This is a genomic window from Pseudonocardia sp. TMWB2A, assembly GCF_017312135.1.
Genome location: NZ_QKQY01000001.1, coordinates 1,251,295 through 1,273,807 on the forward strand (window position 1 = coordinate 1,251,295; position 22,513 = coordinate 1,273,807).

General features: G+C 58.5%; 23 protein-coding genes. 15 read left to right on the plus strand and 8 right to left on the minus strand.

The genetic code is table 11. The features are described 5' to 3' along the window. Nucleotides 1-197: 197 nt before the first annotated feature. Nucleotides 198-872: a DUF4328 domain-containing protein gene (locus tag DMP17_RS05820; protein WP_337828119.1), complete on the plus strand. Its 675-nt coding sequence runs from the start codon at nucleotides 198-200 to the stop codon at nucleotides 870-872. A gap of 35 nt (nucleotides 873-907) precedes the next feature. On the opposite strand, the gene DMP17_RS05825 is transcribed toward DMP17_RS05820, so the two are convergent. Further along, nucleotides 908-1,252: a DUF2794 domain-containing protein gene (locus tag DMP17_RS05825; protein WP_337828120.1), complete on the minus strand. Its 345-nt coding sequence runs from the start codon at nucleotides 1,250-1,252 to the stop codon at nucleotides 908-910. 12 nt (nucleotides 1,253-1,264) lie between these two features. Next, nucleotides 1,265-2,002: a serine O-acetyltransferase EpsC gene (gene epsC, locus DMP17_RS05830; RefSeq protein WP_337828121.1), complete on the minus strand. Its 738-nt coding sequence runs from the start codon at nucleotides 2,000-2,002 to the stop codon at nucleotides 1,265-1,267. A gap of 544 nt (nucleotides 2,003-2,546) precedes the next feature. Between epsC and DMP17_RS05835 the strand changes: the two genes are divergently transcribed. Further along, on the plus strand, nucleotides 2,547-3,449 hold the full coding sequence (locus tag DMP17_RS05835; protein WP_337828122.1) for a LysR substrate-binding domain-containing protein: 903 nt from the start codon (nucleotides 2,547-2,549) through the stop codon (nucleotides 3,447-3,449). A 30-nt stretch (nucleotides 3,450-3,479) separates the two neighbouring features. On the opposite strand, the gene pgsA is transcribed toward DMP17_RS05835, so the two are convergent. Continuing rightward, entirely contained in the window at nucleotides 3,480-4,064 is a 585-nt protein-coding gene (pgsA, locus tag DMP17_RS05840) for a CDP-diacylglycerol--glycerol-3-phosphate 3-phosphatidyltransferase (protein WP_337828123.1), read from the minus strand. Nucleotides 4,065-4,162: 98 nt separating this feature from the next. Between pgsA and DMP17_RS05845 the strand changes: the two genes are divergently transcribed. From DMP17_RS05845 to DMP17_RS05860, 4 genes are all read left to right on the plus strand, one after another. After that, nucleotides 4,163-5,446 (plus strand): MFS transporter, encoded by a 1,284-nt coding sequence (locus tag DMP17_RS05845; RefSeq protein WP_337828124.1) that lies wholly within the window; start codon nucleotides 4,163-4,165, stop codon nucleotides 5,444-5,446. A gap of 78 nt (nucleotides 5,447-5,524) precedes the next feature. After that, complete coding sequence (locus tag DMP17_RS05850) at nucleotides 5,525-5,761, plus strand: Prokaryotic metallothionein (RefSeq protein ID WP_443217826.1); 237 nt, start codon at nucleotides 5,525-5,527, stop codon at nucleotides 5,759-5,761. A gap of 204 nt (nucleotides 5,762-5,965) precedes the next feature. Continuing rightward, nucleotides 5,966-6,985 carry a cupin domain-containing protein gene (locus tag DMP17_RS05855; protein WP_337828125.1) on the plus strand — a complete coding sequence of 340 codons (1,020 nt, stop codon included), beginning with the start codon at nucleotides 5,966-5,968 and terminating at the stop codon, nucleotides 6,983-6,985. Then, nucleotides 6,978-7,802 carry a hypothetical protein gene (locus tag DMP17_RS05860; protein WP_337828126.1) on the plus strand — a complete coding sequence of 275 codons (825 nt, stop codon included), beginning with the start codon at nucleotides 6,978-6,980 and terminating at the stop codon, nucleotides 7,800-7,802. Before DMP17_RS05855 ends, DMP17_RS05860 begins: the two co-directional genes overlap by 8 nt. Before the next feature lie 28 nt (nucleotides 7,803-7,830). Here the strand turns inward: DMP17_RS05860 and DMP17_RS05865 are convergent, their stop codons facing one another. From DMP17_RS05865 to serB, 4 genes are read right to left on the minus strand one after another with little or no spacing between them, the layout of a single operon-like run. After that, nucleotides 7,831-8,397 (minus strand): pseudouridine synthase, encoded by a 567-nt coding sequence (locus DMP17_RS05865; protein ID WP_337828127.1) that lies wholly within the window; start codon nucleotides 8,395-8,397, stop codon nucleotides 7,831-7,833. Nucleotides 8,398-8,420: 23 nt separating this feature from the next. After that, nucleotides 8,421-8,807 carry a type II toxin-antitoxin system VapC family toxin gene (locus DMP17_RS05870; protein WP_337828128.1) on the minus strand — a complete coding sequence of 129 codons (387 nt, stop codon included), beginning with the start codon at nucleotides 8,805-8,807 and terminating at the stop codon, nucleotides 8,421-8,423. Then, nucleotides 8,804-9,046 carry a type II toxin-antitoxin system Phd/YefM family antitoxin gene (locus tag DMP17_RS05875; RefSeq protein WP_337828129.1) on the minus strand — a complete coding sequence of 81 codons (243 nt, stop codon included), beginning with the start codon at nucleotides 9,044-9,046 and terminating at the stop codon, nucleotides 8,804-8,806. The genes DMP17_RS05870 and DMP17_RS05875 overlap by 4 nt, the downstream gene beginning before the upstream one ends. A 42-nt stretch (nucleotides 9,047-9,088) precedes the next feature. Further along, on the minus strand, nucleotides 9,089-9,973 hold the full coding sequence (serB, locus tag DMP17_RS05880) for a phosphoserine phosphatase SerB (RefSeq protein WP_337828130.1): 885 nt from the start codon (nucleotides 9,971-9,973) through the stop codon (nucleotides 9,089-9,091). A 152-nt stretch (nucleotides 9,974-10,125) separates the two neighbouring features. Between serB and miaA the strand changes: the two genes are divergently transcribed. The 6 genes from miaA to DMP17_RS05910 all read left to right on the plus strand — a co-directional run bounded on the left by miaA (nucleotide 10,126) and on the right by DMP17_RS05910 (nucleotide 16,102). Further along, complete coding sequence (gene miaA, locus DMP17_RS05885; RefSeq protein WP_337828131.1) at nucleotides 10,126-11,079, plus strand: tRNA (adenosine(37)-N6)-dimethylallyltransferase MiaA; 954 nt, start codon at nucleotides 10,126-10,128, stop codon at nucleotides 11,077-11,079. A 134-nt stretch (nucleotides 11,080-11,213) separates the two neighbouring features. Then, complete coding sequence (locus DMP17_RS05890; protein WP_337828132.1) at nucleotides 11,214-12,974, plus strand: acetolactate synthase 3 large subunit; 1,761 nt, start codon at nucleotides 11,214-11,216, stop codon at nucleotides 12,972-12,974. Beyond that, nucleotides 12,971-13,393: a hypothetical protein gene (locus DMP17_RS05895; RefSeq protein WP_337828133.1), complete on the plus strand. Its 423-nt coding sequence runs from the start codon at nucleotides 12,971-12,973 to the stop codon at nucleotides 13,391-13,393. The genes DMP17_RS05890 and DMP17_RS05895 overlap by 4 nt, the downstream gene beginning before the upstream one ends. A gap of 81 nt (nucleotides 13,394-13,474) precedes the next feature. After that, the gene (gene ilvN / locus DMP17_RS05900; RefSeq protein ID WP_337828134.1) at nucleotides 13,475-13,990 is read left to right on the plus strand and encodes an acetolactate synthase small subunit; all 516 of its coding nucleotides are present in this window, start codon (nucleotides 13,475-13,477) and stop codon (nucleotides 13,988-13,990) included. A gap of 152 nt (nucleotides 13,991-14,142) precedes the next feature. Continuing rightward, the gene (gene ilvC / locus DMP17_RS05905; protein ID WP_337828135.1) at nucleotides 14,143-15,186 is read left to right on the plus strand and encodes a ketol-acid reductoisomerase; all 1,044 of its coding nucleotides are present in this window, start codon (nucleotides 14,143-14,145) and stop codon (nucleotides 15,184-15,186) included. A 259-nt stretch (nucleotides 15,187-15,445) separates the two neighbouring features. Further along, on the plus strand, nucleotides 15,446-16,102 hold the full coding sequence (locus tag DMP17_RS05910) for a YceI family protein (protein ID WP_337828136.1): 657 nt from the start codon (nucleotides 15,446-15,448) through the stop codon (nucleotides 16,100-16,102). Nucleotides 16,103-16,333: 231 nt separating this feature from the next. Here the strand turns inward: DMP17_RS05910 and DMP17_RS05915 are convergent, their stop codons facing one another. Beyond that, on the minus strand, nucleotides 16,334-17,308 hold the full coding sequence (locus DMP17_RS05915; protein ID WP_337828137.1) for a hypothetical protein: 975 nt from the start codon (nucleotides 17,306-17,308) through the stop codon (nucleotides 16,334-16,336). Between the two features lie 856 nt (nucleotides 17,309-18,164). Between DMP17_RS05915 and leuA the strand changes: the two genes are divergently transcribed. The 3 genes from leuA to DMP17_RS05930 all read left to right on the plus strand — a co-directional run bounded on the left by leuA (nucleotide 18,165) and on the right by DMP17_RS05930 (nucleotide 22,124). Then, the gene (gene leuA, locus DMP17_RS05920; RefSeq protein ID WP_337828138.1) at nucleotides 18,165-19,829 is read left to right on the plus strand and encodes a 2-isopropylmalate synthase; all 1,665 of its coding nucleotides are present in this window, start codon (nucleotides 18,165-18,167) and stop codon (nucleotides 19,827-19,829) included. 228 nt (nucleotides 19,830-20,057) lie between these two features. Beyond that, nucleotides 20,058-21,038 carry a DMT family transporter gene (locus DMP17_RS05925; RefSeq protein WP_337828139.1) on the plus strand — a complete coding sequence of 327 codons (981 nt, stop codon included), beginning with the start codon at nucleotides 20,058-20,060 and terminating at the stop codon, nucleotides 21,036-21,038. Nucleotides 21,039-21,152: 114 nt separating this feature from the next. Continuing rightward, complete coding sequence (locus DMP17_RS05930; protein WP_337828140.1) at nucleotides 21,153-22,124, plus strand: NAD(P)H-dependent flavin oxidoreductase; 972 nt, start codon at nucleotides 21,153-21,155, stop codon at nucleotides 22,122-22,124. Nucleotides 22,125-22,513 lie beyond the last annotated feature (389 nt).

A 22,513-nucleotide genomic window follows, 5' to 3' on the forward strand; every position in this document is an offset into this window, starting at 1 on the left:
ACCATAGCATAATCGCTTAGGCCCCCTCCTATCATGGCGGGCACCTGTCGGCATATAACGCTTTAGTCGTAGATTGGAGCCAAGGGTACAAAGTTTGGCGGGGACAGGCCGCGCAAATAATCTATGGCTTGCGCGATAAAAATAGCCTTTCCAAACCACCTGCTTTGGTTCACCTTCGCGCCCCGAGGGGAGCCGGAGTGGGCAAGGCCGCTATCGGGCATGGGGAAGACGATATGGCACAGATGGAAAATGGCGTCGTTTTGCTGGACGAGCGCACGACAAGGCTGCGCCTGTTGTTGCTGGTGGGCTGGGCCGGAACCATGGTCACGACGCTTACCACGCTGGCCGAACTGGGCGGGCTTGTAACGGTCAATGATGATCCTGAAAATATCGGCTCCACTATCGTCATCCTGATCTCGCTGATCATGGCGCTGCTTAATATCGCGACCATCATTTATTTCGGGATGTGGATTTACCGCGCCGCCCAAAATGCCGTTGATGCAGACCATCCGCTGCACGATAGTCCCGGCTGGGCGGTGGGGTGGTATTTCATTCCCTTTGCCAATCTTTTCAAACCCTTTTCGGCGATGCGGCAGATATGGAATGCCAGCCATGGCGAAACCGATCTGGACGCGCCGCATACATTGCTCAACCAATGGTGGGCGGCTTGGTTGGTTGCCAGTATCGCCAGTGGCATTGCGTTCCAGATCAGCCTGCGTTCTGCGGACGAATCTGCGCTGCGCATGACACTCATCCTGACATTGGTTGCCTGTATCGCCGACCTGTTCCTGTTCCCGCTGGCGATCCGGATGACGCGGGCCATCAACCAGGCGCAACAATCGGGGCTGAGTGCCACAAGGATATTCGAATGATCGCCGCCGCCGCTTAAAGAAGCCCGAAGCGAAACCTAATCGCCGACAATCTTCATCAGCCGCCGCTCGACGGGGGCAAGGATGCCCGCAAGTTCATGTCCGCGTTTAAGGACAATCCCCCCTTCACCGACCAGCGCCCACATGCCTTGACGGTTGCGTAAGGCGGGGCGTTTTTCGATACGATATTCGGGGCGTTCGGCGCTGCGGCGGAAACAGGAGAAAATCGCCGCGTCGCGGTCCATATCCATCGCATAATCGCGCCAATGTCCGGCGGCGACCATGCGGCCGTAAAGGTCCAGGATGCGCATCAATTCCCCGCGCTCGAAACCGACTTGCCGGGGTCCGGCGGCAGCGAGCGGAAAGGGGGTGACATTATGCATTATGACGCGCGATTACCCCTTATCGACAACCTTGATGCGCGCGCGTTTGGCGGCGGGCGGTTCGGGCGCATCACCGCCCCGTTGCGCTGCATCGCGCTCGGCCATCAACTGGGCGAGCTGTTTTTGCGCGGTTTCAAGCTGGCATTGCAGCATTTCCAGCTTTTGCGTGGCCGGATCGAATAATTCGTTGCACGGCGTGCCATAAGGCACAAATTCTTTCTGATATTCGATCGCATCGACCAAAGTGGGCTTGGCGGGGATGCCGACCATCACCGCGCCTTCGGGCACATCGCGCGTCACCACCGCATTAGCGCCAACGCGTGCGCGCGGGCCGACCGTAATCGGCCCCAAAATCTGCGCGCCGGAACCGACAATCACATCATTTTCCAAAGTCGGGTGCCGCTTGCCCGCCACCCCGTTGGCCGGATTGGTGCCGCCCAAAGTGACGCACTGGTAGATGGTGACATTGTCGCCGATATGCGCGGTTTCGCCGATCACGGTAAAGCCGTGGTCGATAAACAGATGTTTGCCGATTTTCGCGCCTGGGTGGATGTCGATAGCGGTCAAAAGCCGCGATATATGGTTGATCAATCGCGCGAGGAAAAACATTTCGGCTTCGAACAGCCAATGCGCAACACGGTGAAAACCCAGCGCATGGACGCCGGGATAAAGCAAAATCTCCCACCGCGAACGCGGCGCAGGATCGCGCGCCTTTACCGAATCCAGATAGTCGACCAGACTGTTCAACATAAGTTCGCGTCCCGCTTCGCTTGGCTTTTATCCAGCCGTTTCCCGGCTTATCTTTGACACCCAAGTGGACAGTATAGGGACGCATCGGGCAAATTACCAGCATTTGAGGGCGGGAGGGGGTTGGGTGCGGAGAGGTTGGGGCGCTTATGTGACCGCAACCTTAGGTTCCTCCCCAAGCTTGCCTTAAGCCGTGTAACCAAAGTTCCTCCCCGAGCTTGTCTCGGGGAGGTGGCGCGCGCGTAGCGCGTGACGGAGGGGTTAAGCGCGCCAACGGCGCGCGCGATTGCCAAGGCAATCGCTTTTACCCCTCCACCATTCGCCTACGGCGAACGGTCCCCCTCCCCGAGCAAGCTCGGGGAGGATCTTTCTATTGCGCCCCAAAAGACATTCACAAACCGTTCGTGCTGAGTAGGCTCGCCAGAGCCGTATCGAAGCACCGGCTTTGCACGCCAGCCCCGTTATGCCGCACCGCCAAAGCGTTCACGAACCAACCTCCCCCCATACCCCCTACCCTTAATCGGATTTTTCGATTAAACTCTCCCCCATGCACCCTTATCTCCCCACGCTGAAGCAGCTTCAATATCTGACCGCGCTTAAGGAACATGGCCATTTTGGCCGTGCGGCGGAGGCTTGTTTTGTGACGCAATCGACTTTGTCCGCCGGGATTCGCGAGTTGGAATCGCTGTTGGGGCTGATGCTGGTCGAGCGCACGCGACGGGTGGTTCGGTTCACGCCTTTGGGTGACCGCATTGTCGAGCAAGCCCATAAGGTGCTGCGCGAGGCCGAGCAGTTGGCCGACCTTGCAATGAGTGCGGCCAAGCCGCTCGCGGGCGAATTGCGCATGGCGGTGATCCCGACCATTGCGCCCTTCCTGTTGCCCGCCTTGCTGCCGCGCCTGCGCAAGGAGCGGCCCGAACTCAAATTATATCTGCGCGAGGAAACCAGCGCGGCAGCGTGTGATTCGCTCCATCATGGCCGCGTCGATTGCGTGTTGCTCGCGCTGCCTTATGCGTGCGGCGACATTGATCAGGTGCCTTTGTTCGGGGACAAGTTGCTCGTCGCCTATCCCGGCGATTATCCCTCGGACATTCCTGACGCGATTACCGCCGATATGCTGGAGCCATCCGAATTGCTGCTGCTCGAAGACGGCCATTGCCTCAAAGATCATGCGCTTGCCGCGTGCAACCGCCCCGAATTGCGTGCGGGCGCGACGATGATGGGCACATCGCTGCATACGCTGGTGCAGATGGTCGCGAACGGTCTGGGCGTCACCATGCTGCCGCAAATGGCGGTCGATTCCGGCATTTTGGACGGCACCGGCATTATCGCCCGCCCGCTCCTCTCCGACCATGACAGCCGCACCATCGCGCTCGTGTGGCGCAAAAACAGCCCGCGCGAGGAAGAATTTAAAATGCTCGCAGACATTATGAAGGCGGACCGCCCGTAAGCGGGAGCGGAAGCGGAGCGGCCTTCGCGCTCAATCCATATGCTTCAAACCGACGCGCAGATAATCCCAGCCGGTGATGACCGTGAGGATGGCCGCGCCCCATAAGGTGACAATCCCCGTCTGCTTGATGAACGCATAGTGCGGGAAAGCGCCTGCCAGAATGAGCGCGCCCAGCGCCACAATTTGCAGCGTGGTTTTCCATTTTGCGAGCTTTGACACCGGAATAGACACGGTTTCCTTCAAGCCAGCCAGAAATTCGCGCAGCCCCGACACCGCAATTTCACGCAGCAAAATAACCAGCGCGGGGATGATATGCAGGCCTTGGATCGAAGCAGGCTCGTGGCGGGTGCCGACCAGCATCAAAATGACCGCCGCGACCATGATCTTGTCCGCAATCGGATCAAGAAACACGCCAAGCCGCGATACCGTCCCCTTGGCGCGCGCCAGATAGCCGTCGAAATAATCGGTGATGCCCATCAGGCAGTATAGCGCAAAGCCTAAGCCGTAACCCAGCTCCCACCCCGGAAACCACAGCAGCGCCACCAGCAACGGCACAGCAAAGATACGCGACAGGGTCAAAAGGTTGGGGAGCGTCAACATGGTGCTTCCAGCCATAGTGTGTCCTTGCGCATTAGAAAAGAATTTTGACCAAGCCTATCGAACCCGATAGACGCGAAAAACTGTAGCAATAAGGGGCTGATGCCAAATCGCTTATGACACCAACGCTCAACCTGCTCGGCAAGCGCCGGTTTCTGCCGCTTTTTATTACCCAGTTCCTGAACGCTTTTAATGACAATGTGTTCAAAATGGCGATGGTCATGCTGGCGACCTACACCATTTATAAAGACCCCGAGCAGGACGCTTTTTTCAATGCGTTGGCGGGCGGGGTGTTCATCCTCCCCTTCTTCCTGTTTTCCGCGCTGGCCGGGCAATTGGCCGACAGCAGCGACAAGGCCCGCATCGCGCGGCTCGTAAAAACCGCCGAAATCTTCATCATGATGGTCGGCGCGTTCGGCATTTATATCCACTCCATCCCGCTCATGCTCGCTGCTTTGTTCGCGATGGGCGTCCATTCCAGCTTTTTCGGGCCGATCAAATATGCGATTTTGCCGCAGCATTTGGGCAAGGATGAAGTGCTGGCGGGCACCGGTCTGGTCGAAGCGGGCACCTATATCGCGATTTTGGCCGGAACGATTTTGGGCGGCTTGCTGCCTTATCAGGATGCAGCAATTGCCGTGTTGGTCTTTGCGGTGCTGGGGCGGATTGCAGGGCAATTCATCCCCGCAGCGCCGCCCGAACCCGACGCGCCGCCGCTCAAGATTGACTGGAACATCCTGCGCTCCTCATGGCAGCAAGTGTCCGCGACCATGCATATTCCGCGCCTGTTCCTCGCCATTTGTTCGATCAGCTTCTTCTGGGCGATTGGCGCGATGCTCGCCGCGCAATTTCCGCCCTTGGTCGAAAATGTGCTGGGGTCGGACAATACGGTCGCAACCATGTTTACCGCGCTCTTTTCCATCGGCGTTGCCATCGGTTCGATCATCATCAACCTGTTGTTGAAAGGCAAAGTGTCCGCCCGTTTTTCGCCCGCTGCTGTGATCATCATGGGATTGTTCGTGCTGCACCTGTGGTGGATCGTAAGCGGCTGGGTGCCGACGCCGGGCAGCGGCGAAGAAGGCTTGCTGACATGGCGCGAATTTCTCGCCATCGGGCGCGGTGATTGGGTGCTAATCGATCTTTTGGGCATTGCGGTGTTTGGCGGGATTTTCGTGGTGCCGCTCTATGCGTTCCTCACAACGACCGTATCCAAATCCGAAACCGCACGCACGGTCGCGGCCAATAATATCGTCAATTCCGGCTTCATGGTGGTGGCAGCCGCCTTGCTGGCAGGGCTGACGAAACTGGGCTTTTCGGTGGAAAATACGCTGCTTTCGGTCGCCTGTGCCTGTGTCATTGCCGCCGCGCTTGCGTGGAAATTGCATAAGGCGTGTGATTGAAGGCGCATCGGTTGGTCAGGAACCAACCCCTTCTTTCCCTGTTCTTTTAACGGACGGGGGCGACAAGAAGAGGAGGCGATGATGCCTGTATGCGCCCAATGCGGCAATAGCTATGACAAAGCGTTCCAACTCACCAATGCGGACGGCAGTTTCTGGTTCGACAGTTTCGAATGTGCGATCGAAGCCGTCGCCCCGCGCTGCGCCCATTGCCAATGCCGCATCATCGGGCATGGCATGGAAGCGGACGGCCGCTTTTTCTGCTGCGACCATTGTGCCGAGCATATGGGGGTCGAGGGACTGAACGACAGGGTTTGAGGGGCGGTGCCGGTCGCGCCATTTCCGTTACCGCCATTTCAGTCACCGTTCGCCCTGAGTAGCCTCCGTAAGGAGGCGTATCGAAGGGCCTATGCTTGCGAAATGTCCTTCGATACGGCTCTTGCGAGCACCACTCAGCACGAACGGAAGGGTGGAATTGCCCTTCCCCTTCCCCGCGTCCCTGCCCGCTGCTAATAGGCGGCGATGAGCCAGCCTTTTCGTTTCGATAATTTCGATATCGACCATTTTCTCAAGCATTATTGGCAGAAAAAGCCTTTGCTTATCCGCAATCCGTGGGCGGAATGGCATAATCCGCTGGAGCCGGACGAGCTGGCGGGCTTGGCGGTGGAACCCGACATTGAATCGCGCCTGATCGAACAGGGCAGCCCCGCCCCTTCCCCGCGCTGGACAGTGGAAAATGGTCCTGTTCAGGAAACCCGTTTTTCCGAACTCGGTAAGCATCCTTGGACGCTGCTTGTCCAAGCCGTCGATCATTATGTGCCGGAAGTGGCCGCGCTCATCGCACCGTTCCGCTTCATTCCCGATTGGCGCATCGACGATGTGATGGTGAGTTATGCAAGCGAGGGCGGCGGCGTGGGCGCGCATTTTGACCAATATGATGTGTTCCTCATCCAGGGACTGGGCAAAAGGCGCTGGCAGGTCGGCCCCAAATGCTCCGACCAAAGCCCGCTTATCCCGCATGACAGCCTGCGCCTCTTGGCCGAATTTGAAGCGACCGACGAATGGGTGCTGGAGCCCGGCGATATGCTCTACATCCCGCCCGGTTTTGCGCATAATGGCGTTGCGGTGGGCGATGATTGCATGACCTATTCGGTCGGTTTCCGCGCGCCGTCGCGGGCCGAACTGATCGGCTATTTTGTCGACGATATTCTCGACACGCTGGACGAGGATGACCGCTATACCGACCCCGATTTGCACCAGGCCAGCCACCCTGCCGAAATCGCGCCGCAAGCGATTGACCGGCTCCACGCGATGATATTGGACAAGGTCGGCGACCGCGCCGCCTTCACCCGCTGGCTCGGAAAATATCTGACCGAACCCAAATATCCCGACAGGGAGCCGGAGGAGGTCGATGTGGCGGCCCTGCGCGCGGCCATCGCGAGTGGAATGCCCCTTCCAAAAGAAGGCGGAAGCCGGGTGAGTTTTGTGCGGAGAGAGGGTGAACAAATCAGCCTGTTTGTAGATGGACTAGCCCATGGGTAATAAGGACTCTCGTTCACGTCATGGTATCTGTAAATTGACTGGCGCGTCTGGAAAATTAGTAAAATCTCATATTATCCCGCGTGCTTTAACGCCGCCGAAAATCGGTGGAGCTGCATTTTCACAAATTGGAAATGGGCAACAACCTGTTAGGCGTTTTGATAGTTGGTATGATCCCAACCTCGTAACTCAGCATGGGGAAGATATTCTTACAGATTATGATACATATGCCATTTCTGAACTGAGACGGTTGCAGCTTATCTGGCACTCTTGGGGGCCTATGCAAGTGCTGTCGACATCTGATTTTGACCCCCTTGCACGTTTGCGCGTCATTAGATTCCGTGACCCCGCAAAAATGAGATTGTTTTTTCTTAGTCTTTTATGGAGAGCCGCTGCTACTCAGTTATCTGAATTTAGAGAAATAGAATTAAATCGGAAAGATATGAAGCTACTCAGGCGCATTGTACGTGATGGCTGGATGCCTGACGATTCCTTTTACCCGATATCTCTGGTCCAACTTTCCAACTTAGGGGTTAAGCATAACCTCACGCCACTGGCGCAAACTAAGTTTATTCCTCCAGTTTCTGATGCGCCCGCAAGAAGCCAGCCGATTTTTCGATTTTATTTTGATGGCTTAATTGCGCACGTGCATCGTGATTGCGACGATACGACTTTGGAAGGAATCGAGCCCTTTATGGTCGGGAATCAGCAAACGTTAGTGATGACCATCCCAACCGAGCAGTCTTGGCAAAGACAAAACCTCGACAATTTGGTTTTTGAAGCTGACCGCGATTTTCCTAGCAAACGTATTGGCGCATAATGGCTTCATTGCCAAATAGATTCGGTTGTTATGAAGCACTGCCGTGCAACTTCACCTCGTGCCACTCCCCGGGTGCAAGTCCTTCAACCTTCCACTCCCCGATTTGCCAGCGGATGAGGCGCAATGTTGGCAAACCAACTGCCGCTGTCATCCGTCGAACCTGCCGGTTGCGCCCCTCGCTAATGGTGAGGGAGAGCCAGCTATCGGGCACGGTTTTGCGGTAGCGCACCGGCGGGTCGCGGTCCCATAAGGCGGGCGGCGCAATGGCTTTAGCGCGCGCGGGGCGGGTTGGGCCGTCTTTCAAGGTAACGCCTCGGCACAATTGGTTAAGCGCAGCCTCATCGACCTCGCCTTCGACCTGCACCAGATAGGTTTTGGCAAGCTTATGTTTAGGATCGGCTATGCGCGCCTGCAAGCGCCCGTCATCGGTGAGCAGCATCAGCCCCTCGCTATCGAGGTCCAGCCGCCCCGCCGGATAGACGCCCGGCACCGCGATATAATCCGACAAGGTTTGCCGCGCCGATCCGGCGTTGCCCTTGTCGGTAAACTGGCTCAGCACATTGAACGGCTTGTTGAAGAGGATGAGGCGGGACATGAGGAAAACGGAAAGCTCGTGCTCTACCAGATACGCCGCACGCCGAAACCGTCGAACATCGCCTCGTTCGACAGGAGCGGCATATCTTCGACCCGTGCCTGCGCTATCAGGAGCCGGTCAAACGGATCCTTATGCGCAATCGGCATCGACCCTGCGAGGACGGCATGGTCGAGGGTGACGGGCAAAACGGAAAAGCCTTCCCCGCCCAACATATCTGAAAAATTCAACGCCAGCCATTCGGCTTCGGGCCATTTGCCCAGCCGGTATTTGGTGGTGACTTCCATCGCGGAAACGGCGCTGACCCATATGGCATTGCCCTCCTCCAGCATCGCCGCGCGCGCTGCCGGGCCTAGCTTCGGACTATCTTCCAGCCACCATGCCAGCGTGTGGGTATCGAGCAAAAGTTTCAACCGCCCTCGCCATTCCAAAGCGCAAGTTCATCATCCGGCAGCGGATCGAAAAAACTGTCCGGCACGGAAATTTTTCCCTTGAGGCGGCCCGGTTTGCGCTTTGGCTTGGCCGGTTCTACCGGCACCATCTTGACCGCCGGCTCCTTGCCGCGCGCGATGATAACCTCCTCGCCTGCCAACACTTTGGCGATGAGTTTGGACAGATGCGTCTTGGCCTCATGAACGGTGAATGTGGTCATGGGGCGAGCTTAGCTAATTGCTTAGCTAAGTTCAACAGCTTCTTAGTCCGTCACCCATTGGTCGCGCGGGATGCCTTGGGCATAGAGCAACGCAGTCAAATCACCTGTATTGACCGCAACATCGGCGGCTGCGCGCGCTTTCGGTTTGGCATGATAGGCATAGCCGGTGCCGGAGGCTTCGATCATCGGAATGTCGTTTGCGCCATCGCCCACGGCAAGGCTGGCTTCGCGGGGGAGCCCCAACCGCACAAGCGCCTCTTCCAAGGTGCGATATTTATAATGGCTGTCGACAATCGGATGCTCGACCCGGCCAGTGAGCGCGCCGTCCGCTATGCCGAGCCGGTTGGCAAAGCCGTGGTCAAAGCCGATTTGCGCGGCCACAGGGTCGACAAAATGGGTGAAGCCGCCCGACACCAGCACCGCTTCCGCCCCCCAGCCTTTCATCGTCCGGATGAGCGTTTTTGCGCCCGGCATCAACGTCACGCGCTCGGCAAGGCAGGCGGCGATGACGTCCTCGGACAGGCCTTTCAGCAACGCAACCCGCGCCTCCAACGCTTCGGCAAAGTCGAGTTCGCCCTGCATCGCGCGTTCGGTAATTTCGGCGATTTGCGGCTTCAACCCTGCATAATCGGCAAGTTCGTCGATGCACTCCACCTCGATCATGGTCGAATCCATGTCGGCAACGAGCAGCATTTTCTTGCGCGTTGCGGCGGCTTGCACGGCGATGTCGAGACCGTCCTGCCCGTCTTTCAACAGCGCGCGCGCTTCCTCCGGATTGGCCGCGAACGGAATGTCGAGCGCATAGCCTTCATCAATCCACCGCGCGTCGCCGGGGACGCAGCGCATTTCGTGCAGCCGGTCTGCCACCGCAAAGAAAGCGGAGGTTGAGGCTTGGTGACTTGCTGCTATCACAGTGGCGATGAACATAGATTTTGCTCTTTCTTTTGATCCTTCGTGCGACCGGTTTCTTAATCCGTTCGTGCTGAGTGCCGGAACGCGCGAGCGGTCCGGTGTATCGAAGCACCCCGCATTGCGCGCGCCCTTCGATATGCCCTGCGGGCTACTCAGGGCGAACGGACGTGGATGAGTTGCCCCGCGTCGCGCTTATTGCGGGTCCGACCGCGAGCGGCAAGAGCGGATTGGCGGTGGCGCTCGCGAAAAGTCTGGAAGCGAAGGCCGACCGCGCGGTGGTCATCAATGCCGATGCCAGCCAGGTCTATCGCGATCTCGAGATATTGTCTGCAAGGCCCACGGTCGAGGAGATGGAAGATGTCCCCCACCGCCTGTTCGGCCATGTGGATGGCGCGGACGAATATAACGCCGCGCGCTGGGCGGAGGAGGCCAAGCGCGAAATATCGGCGGCCCATGATGAGGGCGCAATCCCCATCCTTGTCGGGGGGACGGGCATGTATATCCGCACGCTATTGAACGGCATCGCGCCAGTGCCGGAGATTGACCCGGAGGTGCGCGAACGGGTGCGGGGCTTGGGCGTTGCCGACGCTTATGCCGAACTGCAAAGCGCCGATCCGCACGCGGCTGCACGGCTGAAACCCGCCGATACGACAAGGGTTGCGCGCGCGCTGGAGGTGGTCTTGGCAACCGGCACGCCCATCGGCGAATGGCAGCGGCAAACGCGCGGCGGGATCGCGGACGGCATCGCGCTCACTGCACAAATCCTGCTCCCGCCAAGGGATTGGTTGGCCGAGCGGTGCGACCGGCGGTTTGAAGAAATGGTGGTGGAGCGCCGGGCAGCAACGGAAGTCGCGCGGCTGCTGGCGCGCGCGCTGCCGCTTTCCGCGCCGGTCATGCGCGCCATCGGCGTGCCGGACCTTGCCGTTATGCTCGACGGCAAAATCACGGAAAGTGAAGCTATTTCAAGGGGACAGCTAGCGACGCGCCAATATGCCAAGCGGCAATATACCTGGTTCCGCAACCAGCCCCCGCCCGCATGGCCGCGCATGACCGAGTCACTTAATTCCGCTAATATTTCTAAATTCGCAACATTATTACGCGACAGAGTGTTGACAAGATAGATTATGCTGACTAGGCACAGCAGTCCCGAACATGCTGCACTGCGGCATTATTCGCGGAAAACAATATCATCCGCGCACCCTTTGGCCGCTTGGCCGCATAAGGGGCGCATCCCTCCCCGAACAGGAGACGTGACGTGACCGAGCGCAGCGGCGCAGATATTTTGGTTCAGGCCCTGATCGACCTCGGCGTCGATACGGTGTTCGGCTATCCCGGCGGCGCGGTGCTTCCCATTTATGACGTGCTGTTCGAACATCCGCAGATCAAGCATATCCTTGTGCGCCATGAACAGGCCGCGACCCATGCGGCGGAAGGCTATGCACGCTCGACCGGAAAGCCCGGCGTGGTGCTTGTGACCTCCGGCCCCGGCGCGACCAATGCGGTCACCGGCATCACCGATGCGCTGCTCGATTCGATCCCGATGGTTGTGATTACCGGACAGGTGCCGACAACCCTCATCGGCACCGATGCGTTTCAGGAGTGCGACACGGTCGGTATCACGCGCCACTGCACCAAGCATAATTATCTGGTCAAAGACCCGAACCGCTTGGGTGCTATCGTGCATGAAGCTTTCTATATCGCGACCCACGGACGCCCCGGCCCGGTCGTCATCGACATTCCCAAAAATGTTCAGGTCGCCACGGGCACTTATGAAATCCCGAACGATATCGAGCATAAAAGCTATCGCCCGCAAATCGAGCCCGATGCGGCCGCGATTGCGCAGGCGGTAGACTATCTGTCGAAGGCCGAGCGCCCGATTCTCTATACCGGCGGCGGCATCATCAATTCGGGGCCGGAAGCGAGCGAAGCTTTACGCGAACTGGCCGCGCTGACCGGCGCGCCGGTGACGTCCACACTGATGGGCTTGGGTGCCTTCCCTGCCTCGTCCGGCCAATGGCTAGGGATGCTCGGGATGCACGGCACTTATGAAGCCAATATGGCGATGAACAAGGCCGACCTTGTTGTGTGCTTGGGCGCGCGGTTCGATGATCGCGTCACCGGACGTCTTGATGCTTTCTCGCCCGACAGTATCAAAATCCATGTCGATATTGACCGCAGCTCGATCAATAAAAATGTCGCGGTCGATCTGCCGATTACGGCGGATGCGGGGAGCGCCATCGCGGCGATTATCGCGGAATGGAAGGCCAAGGGGCATAAGGCGACCGATCAGGGCGAATGGTGGCGGCGCATCGACGGCTGGCGGGCCACCCGCTGCCTCGATTATCCGCAAGACGCCGCGCCCAAGGCCGAAATCATGCCGCAAGAGGCGATCCGCCAGCTTTTCGAAGCAACCAAAGCCTCGGCGCGTGATGTCATCATCACCACCGAAGTCGGCCAGCATCAAATGTGGGCGGCGCAGCATTTCCATTTCGATGAGCCCAATAAATGGCTGACGAGCGGCGGTCTCGGCACGATGGGCTATGGCTTTCCGGCGGCCAATGGCGCGCAGGTCGCCAATCCTGACAGCCTTGTCGTCTGCATCGCGGGCGAAGCGTCGATCCAGATGAATATCCAGGAAATGGCGACGGTCAGCCAATATCGCCTGCCGGTTAAAATCTTCATCCTCAATAATGAATATATGGGGATGGTGCGCCAGTGGCAGGAACTCACTTATTCGAGCCGCTATTCCAACAGCTATTCGGACAGTCTCCCCGATTTCGTGAAACTCGCCGAAGCCTATGGCTGGACCGGCATCCGCATCGAGGACATGAGCCAGTTGCACGATGGCATCCGCGAGATGATCGAAACGGATGGCCCTGTCATCGTCGATTGCCGCGTCGCCAAACTCGCCAACTGTTTCCCGATGATCCCGTCAGGCGCGGCGCACACCGAAATGCTGCTGCAAGCGGCAGAAGTGTCTGGCGAAATGGACGATGAAGCAAAGGCGCTGGTGTGATGGGGGACGCGGAGGAGTATCTCAGCCAATTTAATATCACGGATGGGGAAATAAATGCCATTATTGTCGAACCCCACCAAATCTTGATCGACGGTCAATTCGTCTCATGTGATGCAGACGGTAACTGGACAGGAATTTTTGTGCGAATATCGTTAAAAGATCCTGCAGGCGTGGATATGGCTATTCAATATCCCGGGGACTGCGGTTTGATTTACGCCAAAGAGTTTGGTGACATACGCGAGATAGAGGCCTCAGGCCCGCGTGAAGCCGCTTCATTTTTTGTATCGAGTAATTATGCCGCCGTTCGGGTCAAGCGCTGCATATTGTCGATCAAAGAATTGGACGACGACAGAATGGAGAAACTCTATCCTTGGTTGTTTACCGACGAACCTGCCAATGCGGTAGCCGGGACCGTGTAATGATCCTCTTAATTATATTCCCACCCCGTAACCTCTCCCGCACCTGGAGGGGGGTAACATGTTGCGAAAACGGATAGCATTATGAAAATCCAGCAAGAACAAACCGAACGCCACGTTCTCACCATCACGGTCGATAATGAAGCGGGTATCCTTGCGCGCATTGCGGGGATGTTTTCGGCGCGGGGATATAATATCGAAAGCCTGACGGTGGCCGATATTAGCGATGACCACGCGCTCTCCCGCATCACCATCGTCACCAACGGCCCGCCTGCCGTAATCGACCAGATTATCGCACAGTTGGACCGCACCGTGCCGGTTCACCGCGTGACCGACCTCACCGAAGTCGGCGCGCATGTTGAACGCGAACTCGCGCTCGTCAAAGTGGCGGGCACCGGCGACAAGCGCATCGAGGCGCTGCGCATGGCCGATGTGTTCCGCGCCAAGGTGGTCGACACCACGACCGAAAGCTTTGTGTTCGAAATCACCGGCAACAGCGAAAAAGTCGACAGTTTCATCTCGCTCATGCGCGAATGTGGCCTTGTCGAAGTCGCGCGCACCGGCGTCGTCGCCATCGCCCGCGGGGCGGAGGGGGCGTGATTTAAAGTTTTTTATATCTCGTTATTTTTAACACCTCGTCATTCCCGCGAAGGCGGGAATCCATCCCCTAACCCTGCGGTTTAAACCGTGCGGTCAGGAGATGGATCCCGGATCAAGTCCGGGATGACGATTGCTCTAAAAGGGAAAGTCTGATGCAAGTTTATTATGACCGCGACGCCGACCAAGGCCTCATCAAGGACAAGAAAATCGCGATTGTCGGCTATGGCAGCCAAGGCCATGCCCATGCGCAAAATCTGCGCGACAGCGGCGTCAAGGAGGTTGCGATTGCGCTGCGCCCCGGTTCGGCTACCGCGAAGAAGGCCGAAGGCGCGGGCTTCAAGGTCATGACCAACAAAGAAGCCGCCGAATGGGCCGACATCATCATGGTGCTTGCGCCCGATGAACATCAGGCGAAAATCTATGCCGATGATATTGCGCCCCATATGAAGCCCGGCGCGGCGCTTGCCTTCGCGCATGGTCTTAATGTCCATTTCGGACTCATTGAACCGCGCGCCGACATTGACGTGTTCATGGTCGCGCCCAAAGGCCCCGGCCATACGGTCCGCTCCGAATATCAAAAGGGCGGCGGTGTCCCCTGTCTGTTCGCGGTAGCGCAGGAAGCCGAAGGCGGTTCGGCAGAGCGCGGCAATGGCTATGCCAAGGCGCTCGCGCTTTCTTATGCCTCGGCGGTCGGCGGTGGCCGGTCGGGCATCATCGAAACGACGTTCAAGGAAGAGTGCGAAACCGACCTGTTCGGCGAGCAGGCCGTGCTGTGTGGCGGCATCACCCACCTCATCCAGGCCGGTTTTGAAACCCTGGTCGAAGCCGGTTACGCGCCGGAAATGGCTTATTTTGAGTGCCTTCACGAAACCAAGCTGATCGTTGATTTGCTCTATGAAGGCGGCATTGCCAATATGCGCTATTCGGTATCGAACACCGCAGAATATGGCGACATCCACACCGGCCCGCGCATCATCACGAGCGAAACCAAGGCCGAAATGAAGCGCGTGTTGGAAGACATCCAGTCGGGCCGCTTTGTGCAACGCTTCATGACCGACAATGCGGTCGGCAACCCCGAACTCAAAGCGAGCCGCAAACTCGCCGCCGAACATCAAATCGAAAAAGTCGGCAGCGACCTGCGCGCGATGATGCCCTGGATCGGCAAGAATAAGCTGGTCGATAAGGCCGTGAATTAAGACGTTATTTTATCCACCCTCTTCTATATGAAGGGGGTGGATAAAATTCCTACACACGAAAAACGGAGCGAGATTAGGAAAAAGCTCTGGAAAATGATCGCCTTTGCTAATCTTATTCTTTTGGCCCTTTCACAAAAAATATAAGGTAATCACGCACTCCTGAGGGAACTGTTTCGCGAAATTGTCTTTAATGCTGGGTAAAGGCGCGGTGAATTACCCGCAGACCCATTCATATAAAAATCGCCCCAAGGAGTTTTCAATGCGTAAATCCGTAATTGCTGCCGTGCTTGCCATACCCGTTGCGGTGTTGCTCGCCACGACGGTTTTTCCTGTCTCAGCCCAGCAAATCTCGGCTTTACCCGGCAGCGACAATCCGCGCATCGTGACCGCAGGCACCTATAGGGTCGACCCCGCGCACACGCTGGTCAAATGGGAAGTCGACCATTTCGGCTTTTCCGATTATTTCGGCATTTTCGGCAGCCCCACCGGCACGCTGGTGATTGATCCGGCCAATCTCGCCGCCGCCAAGATCGACATCACTATCCCCGTCGCCAAGGTGACGACCGCCAATGAAGGCCTCACCGCCCATCTTCTGAAACCCGCCGAGGCTGGTAAAAAGGCCGACTTTTTCGGTGCCAATCCGGCCGATGCGCGCTTTGTATCGACGGCGGTAGCGCTCGATGATGATGGCGATGAAGCCAAGGTCACCGGCAACCTCACATTGAACGGCGTCACCCGTCCGGTCGTCCTCGACGTTGATTTCAAGGGCGCGGGCGTCAATCCGATGAACAAGAAAACCACGATCGGCTTTAGCGCGGAAGGCAAAATCCGCCGCAGCGATTTCGGCATCAATTTCGCCCTGCCGCTGGTGTCGGACGAAGTCGAACTCGACATTGCGGCCGCGTTCGAGAAGTAAAAATCCGGACATTTCATGCGCTCATCCTCCCCTTATAAGGGGAGGTGGCACGCCCGTAAGGGCGGGACGGAGGGGTGATGCCCTCTCGATAGCGTGACACCCCTCCGTCTTGCGCTTCGCGCAATCCACCTCCACTTGCAGGGGAGGAGTTAAGGAGGGGTGGGGACAAGGAGAGGAAAGGGCCGAAAACCCTGCCCTCTCCCCGCTCCTCCCCCCTATTCCCTGCGCCCTTCACGCATCATATTGGCAGGGGTGGATGTTGAGCGGTTTGCCGATTTTATAGGCAAGCTGTTCGGCCAAGGCGGTGAGGTCGTCGGGCTTTTCCCCTTGGGCGATCAGGACGGTTTTATCGGAGCGTTCCCCATCATGGGCGAGGCAACGCAAGGCAAGCCAACTCCCGCCCCCGCCTTTTGCGGGGAGCAGCCGCACCACCTCGATTTCCGTCACCTGCGCCACTGGCACTATCTGCAACAGATGATGGTTGACGATCATTACCGCGCCATCATCGGACACACCGAAATGGCCGGCGGGAATGGCAAGGTCGGGCGGCGCAATGCGGATAAATTCCAGTGCGCCGCCGGTCATATGCCGCGCAATGCCCGTCATGTCGCGCGGATAATCGCCCGGCGCCTCGTCTATCGCCCCGTGATAAACCCGCGCAATGGGCGTTGCATGGCTCATCCAATATTTTTCATAAGGGCTAAGCGGCACGCGCCAACCGCTCAATATTTCGACCGAACAGGCGGCTTTGAGCCGCGGCTCACGCTCATGCGCTTCATTCTTCAAAGGCCCGCCCGGCTGCAATCCCGGCGGCCAGACGGTCAAGCTGATCTCCGACAGTCCATGCACCCACACCGCTTTCAGCGTATTAAACTGTCGCCGGACCGGGGCGGCCCCTAAGACAGCGGCGAATTGGGCGGCGGCATTGTGGATATTGGCGGCGCAATTATTCCCGACATAAAGCTGAGCGGTAAAGCGCACCGGCGGCAGGTGGAGCGGCTCCCCTCCGGCTTCCTCATAGCCCAAGGGCATGAGCAAATGGTCAAGCGGCGGCGGGGCGAGATCAAACGCCACCCTGTTCCACCGGTAAGGATTGGCCTTGCTGATACCATAGCGGGCGGCAAGCTCCGCACGCGGTTCGCGCCAGCCAATCCCTGCATCATCGAGCCAAAACTGGATCGGGTTCGTGATTGTCCCTCCGTGCATGGCCCATCCTTAGCGCGGCCTATCCGTCCCCAAGCTGAACGGGATTTGGGGGGCATTACGCAGCATCGCTGTGCGCCCGCGATAACCATGCTCACGCGAGAAGCCGCACCCACGCGACACCCGCGCCTCCAAAATAAGCCTGCCCCCGCGAGAGCCATGCCCCCAACACAACCGTGCCCCCGCGCAGGCGGGGGTCCAGAGCGATGTTGCGCGCACCCGCACTGGATCCCCGCCTGCGCGGGGACACAGTGAAGGGTCGGGCACGCATAATGGGGCAAGCAGATCGTAAGGCAGGCGGATAGCGGGTCAGACGGAAAGTGGAGGAACGGATAGTGGAGGAAACGGATAGCACGCCAAGCGCAGCCTCTGCCCTCTTCCTCAACAAATCCTCCCCTGCAAGGGGAGGTGGATTGCGCGTAGCGCAAGACGGAGGGGTGTTGCGCTATCAGGAGGGTATCACCCCTCCGTCACGCGCTTGCGCGCGCGCCACCTCCCCTTGCAGGGGAGGATTTTTGGCGGTGCCAGAAAGACGAGGATTTTAAAGGCGACCGCGATGTCATTCATCTTCCTTTCTCATCTCTTGCTCATCCCCTCTCCCACCTCCCCCCTTCCCATCCGGTTACATCGGTAACAATTTAATCGACAAAGCCGCTGGACAGCGCGGGCGAATGGCGGCACATGGTGGCGCATGACTGCTGCAACCGGAATTCTTCCCGGCCTCCTTCTACGTCGACTTACGCGCCCTTGGGCGTGACATTTCTCCTGCGCTCTGCCCAAGCGGACCGCAGGCACGGCCCAAGGGTGATTTCCCGCTAAAAGCCTTTCAAAACCCCGACGACAAGAAGCAGACATTTTCATGACCATGCGCGCCGACCCTTCGCAAAAATATCGTGCCTTTCCGCCTATCAATTTGCCCGACCGGCAATGGCCCGCCCGCACCATCACCCACGCGCCGCGCTGGCTGTCGACCGATATGCGCGACGGTAATCAGGCGCTCATCGACCCGATGGACGCGGAAAAGAAACAGCGTTTCTTTGACCTTTTGGTGAAGGTGGGTTTGAAGGAAATCGAAGTCGGATTCCCCAGCGCGGGCGCGACCGAGTTCGACTTTATCTCCGGCCTCGTGCGGGCCGATAAAATCCCCGACGATGTGACCGTCCAAGTGCTGACCCAATCGCGCCGCGACCTCATCGAAACCAGCTTTGCAAGTCTGGAAGGCGCACAGCGCGCGATTGTCCATCTCTATAATGCGGTCAGTCCCGCATGGCGCAATATCGTGTTCAATATGAGCCGCGACGAAGTGCGCGCGATTGCGGTCGAGGGCGCGAAAATCATGCGCGACCAGGCGGCCAAATATTCCGGCACCGACTGGATGTTCCAATATTCGCCCGAAACATTTTCGACCGCCGAACTGGATTTCAGTCTGGAGGTCTGCACGGCGGTGATGGAAATTCTCCAGCCCACGCCCGACCATCCGATCATCTTCAACCTGCCCGCGACAGTCGAATGTTCCTCGCCCAATGTCTATGCCGACCAGATCGAATATTTCGGGCGGCATATCCCCCATCGCGATGCGGTGGTGGTTTCGCTCCACACGCATAATGATCGCGGCACCGGCGTTGCGGCCGCGGAACTCGGCATGATGGCGGGCGCGGACCGGGTCGAAGGCTGTCTGTTCGGCAATGGTGAGCGCACCGGCAATTGCGACCTCGTGACCGTCGCGCTCAATATGTACACCCAAGGCGTCAATCCCGGCCTCGATTTTTCCGATATTGACGAGGTGATTTCGACGGTTGAATATTGCAACCAATTGCCGGTCCATCCACGTCATCCTTATGGCGGCGAGCTGGTGTTCACCGCTTTTTCGGGGAGCCATCAGGACGCGATCAAGAAAGGCTTTGCCGCCCAATCCGCGCGCAATGACGATGTGTGGGAAGTCCCCTACCTCCCCATCGACCCCGCTGATCTGGGCCGCAGCTATGAAGCCGTCATCCGCGTCAATTCCCAATCCGGCAAGGGCGGGGTTGCGTGGGTGCTGGAGCAGGACAAGGGCCTCAAACTCCCCAAGCGGATGCAGGCAAGCTTCAGCCATGTGGTGCAAAAGCTCGCCGACGACAGCAGCCGGGAACTGGGCGCAGACGATATTTGGCAGGCGTTCGAGCGCAGCTATATCGACCAGCAAAATGGCCGCTTCATCCTCGACGAATGGCACGAAACGAAGAGCGGCAATGACCGTATTTTCGTCGGCAAAATCCGTGTCGCGGGCGAAACCACCAGCGTATCGGGGCGCGGCAACGGCCTCATGTCTTCGGTCATCGCGGCGCTGGCCGAAACGACCGGTCCGGTTCTGGAAATCGTCGATTATAGCGAACACGCCATCGGCCACGGTTCGGACGTGCAAGCGGCGGCCTATGTCGAATGTAAGACAGCCGACGGCAAAAGCGTGTTCGGTTGCGGGCTGGACACCGACGTCGCAACCGCCAGCGTGCGCGCGATTTTGAGCGCAGCGAACGGGGTGTGAAACTGTATATAGGGTCCAACCACCGCTAGTCCTGAGCCTGTCGAAGGACGGTCCTCGATGCTGCTTTTGCCTAACCGATAGACGCCCCTAACCGATAGACGCCGTTGTCTGATAGACGCCGTTGACCTGCGGTCGCCTTCGGCCCCGACAGGCTCAGGGCTAGCGGTAAATATTGCGTTATTAATAAAAAATTGCGCCCCTGCATGAATTAAAGGTTCAAAAATCATCATGGTCGGCCCGCAAAAATCCAGCATCACGCTCCCCCGTTCGCGCGGGTGGATTTTGACCGGCTTTATCCTGTCGGCTTTGGGGGCGATGCTGTTTGCGGCCAAGGGCGTGATAGTGAAACTCACTTACGCACATGACGTTGGCGTTGCGCCGTTGCTCGCATGGCGGATGCTGTTGTCCACGCCCGTGTTCTTATTGGTAGGCCTTGCCGAATGGCGGCGTAGGCCGCTTGCCACGCGGCCATCGCGCAAGGATATGGCGCTGGCTGCCTTGGTCGGCATGGTCGGCTATCATCTTTCCTCCTGGCTCGATTTTGAAGGGCTGGTGCATCTGGATGCGCAATCGGAACGGCTGATCCTGTTCACCTATCCTTTTTTCGTAATCCTGCTCGGCTGGGCGATTTACCGCCGTCCGTTAAGCTGGCACGCGATAGGCGGCGCGGTCATCAGCTATGCGGGGATTTTGGCGATGTTCGGCGGTGCGCCCGAACGGCTGTCCCCTGCGCATTTGGCCGGGGCGGCCTATGTGTTGGCGGCGGCCTTCACCTTTGCCTGTTACCAATTATTCGCGCGCGAGATGATCGTCAAATGCGGCGCGGCGCTGTTCACCGCCATTGCGATGAGCGCGGCGGGCGCGTCGATCATGGCGCAATTTTTCCTGACCCATCCGGTCAGCGATTTGGCCGTCAGCCGCGCGGCCTGGCCGCTGGTCCTCACCCTTGCGCTGTTCGCAACCGTCGTGCCCGCCTTCCTCATGTCGGCTGGCACCGCGCGCATCGGCGCACAGGGCAATGCGATTATCGCCACCTTAAGCCCTGTCGTGACGGTCGTGCTGGCGGTGCAGCTTTTGGGCGAGCCGTTCGGCTGGCCCGAAGCGGTCGGCACCGCGCTGGTCTTGGCCGGAGTCGGCTTTTTCACGCTGGTTGACGTGCGGCTGAGTGCCGCCAAGCCCCGCGACATGGCAGACCAGCCATCAAGCTGACCTTACGGCTTCCACCCGACTTGACGTAAACGTCAAACAGCACTGGACAGGGCCGGAAAATGCGGCAATCTTGGGCGCTCCACCACTGATAATGCCCTTGGGAGAATCATATCCATGTCGCTGCCTTCGCCCCTGTTCGACAAGCTACGCCTGCCCGTCATCGGGTCGCCCTTGTTCATCATTTCGGGGCCGGAGCTGGTCATCGCCCAGTGCAAGGCGGGGATTGTCGGCAGCTTTCCCGCATTGAACGCGCGGCCTCAGACGTTGCTCGACGAATGGCTGCACCAGATTACCGAAGAATTGGCCGCGCATAATCGCGACAATCCCGACCGTCCAGCCGCGCCCTTTGCGGTCAACCAGATTGTCCACCGCTCGAACGACCGGCTGGAAGCGGACCTTATGACCTGCGCCAAATGGCAGGTGCCGATCATCATTACCTCTTTGGGCGCGCGCGAAGATTTGAACCAGGCCGTGCATGGCTGGGGCGGCATTACCTTCCATGACATTATCAATGACCGCTTTGCGCGCAAGGCGATTGAAAAGGGTGCGGATGGCCTCATCCCGGTTGCAGCAGGCGCAGGCGGTCATGCGGGCGTGCAATCGCCCTTCGCTTTGATGCAGGAAATCCGCAGTTGGTTCGACGGTCCCGTCGCGCTGTCCGGTTCGATTGCGAGCGGGCGCTCCATCTTGTCGGCGCAAGCGATGGGCGCAGACCTTGCCTATATCGGCTCGGCCTTCATCGCAACGCATGAAGCCAATGCACAGCCCGAATATAAGCAGGAAATTGTCGATTCGACCGCAGCCGACATTGTCTATTCCAACCTCTTCACCGGCGTGCATGGCAATTATCTGCGCGGGTCGATTGTGAAGATGGGAATGGACCCCGACAACCTCCCCGAAGGCGATTTGAGCGCGATGGATTTCGGCTCCGGCGGCAATAGCAGCGCCAAGGCGTGGAAGGATATTTGGGGGTCCGGTCAAGGGGTTGGCGCGATCGACGCCATCACCAGCGTTGCCGAACGCGTCGATATTTTCGAAGCCGAATATCGCGCCGCCAAGGAAGAATTGCTCGCCAAGATGAAGTGAATGGAAGGGGCAGAAATCTGCCCTTTCTAAACGAATCGCTGATGGTCGCGGGTTGCGATATTGCCTACACTTTCCGCCATAACCGGACGGACGAGCGAGGCGGATATGCAAGTGTCAGGCGTGACAGCAAATAGGGCAAACGGGCGCGAGCAGGTCGCGGGCCTTATGGGCCAAAATGATCTTCCGACGCCCGTCATCCCTTCTTCCGTTCGTGTCGAGCGAAGTCGAGAGGCGGATAATAAAGGGGCCGGGTGCGCTGACTATGCCCGACACGAACAGGGCGCGGTTAGGCAGAGCCATGCCGAAACCCCCGCCCCGCGCGATCATACTCACCCACACGCCCACCCCCACGCCTCCAACCCCGATTGCCCGATCCTGACCGGCCTTGT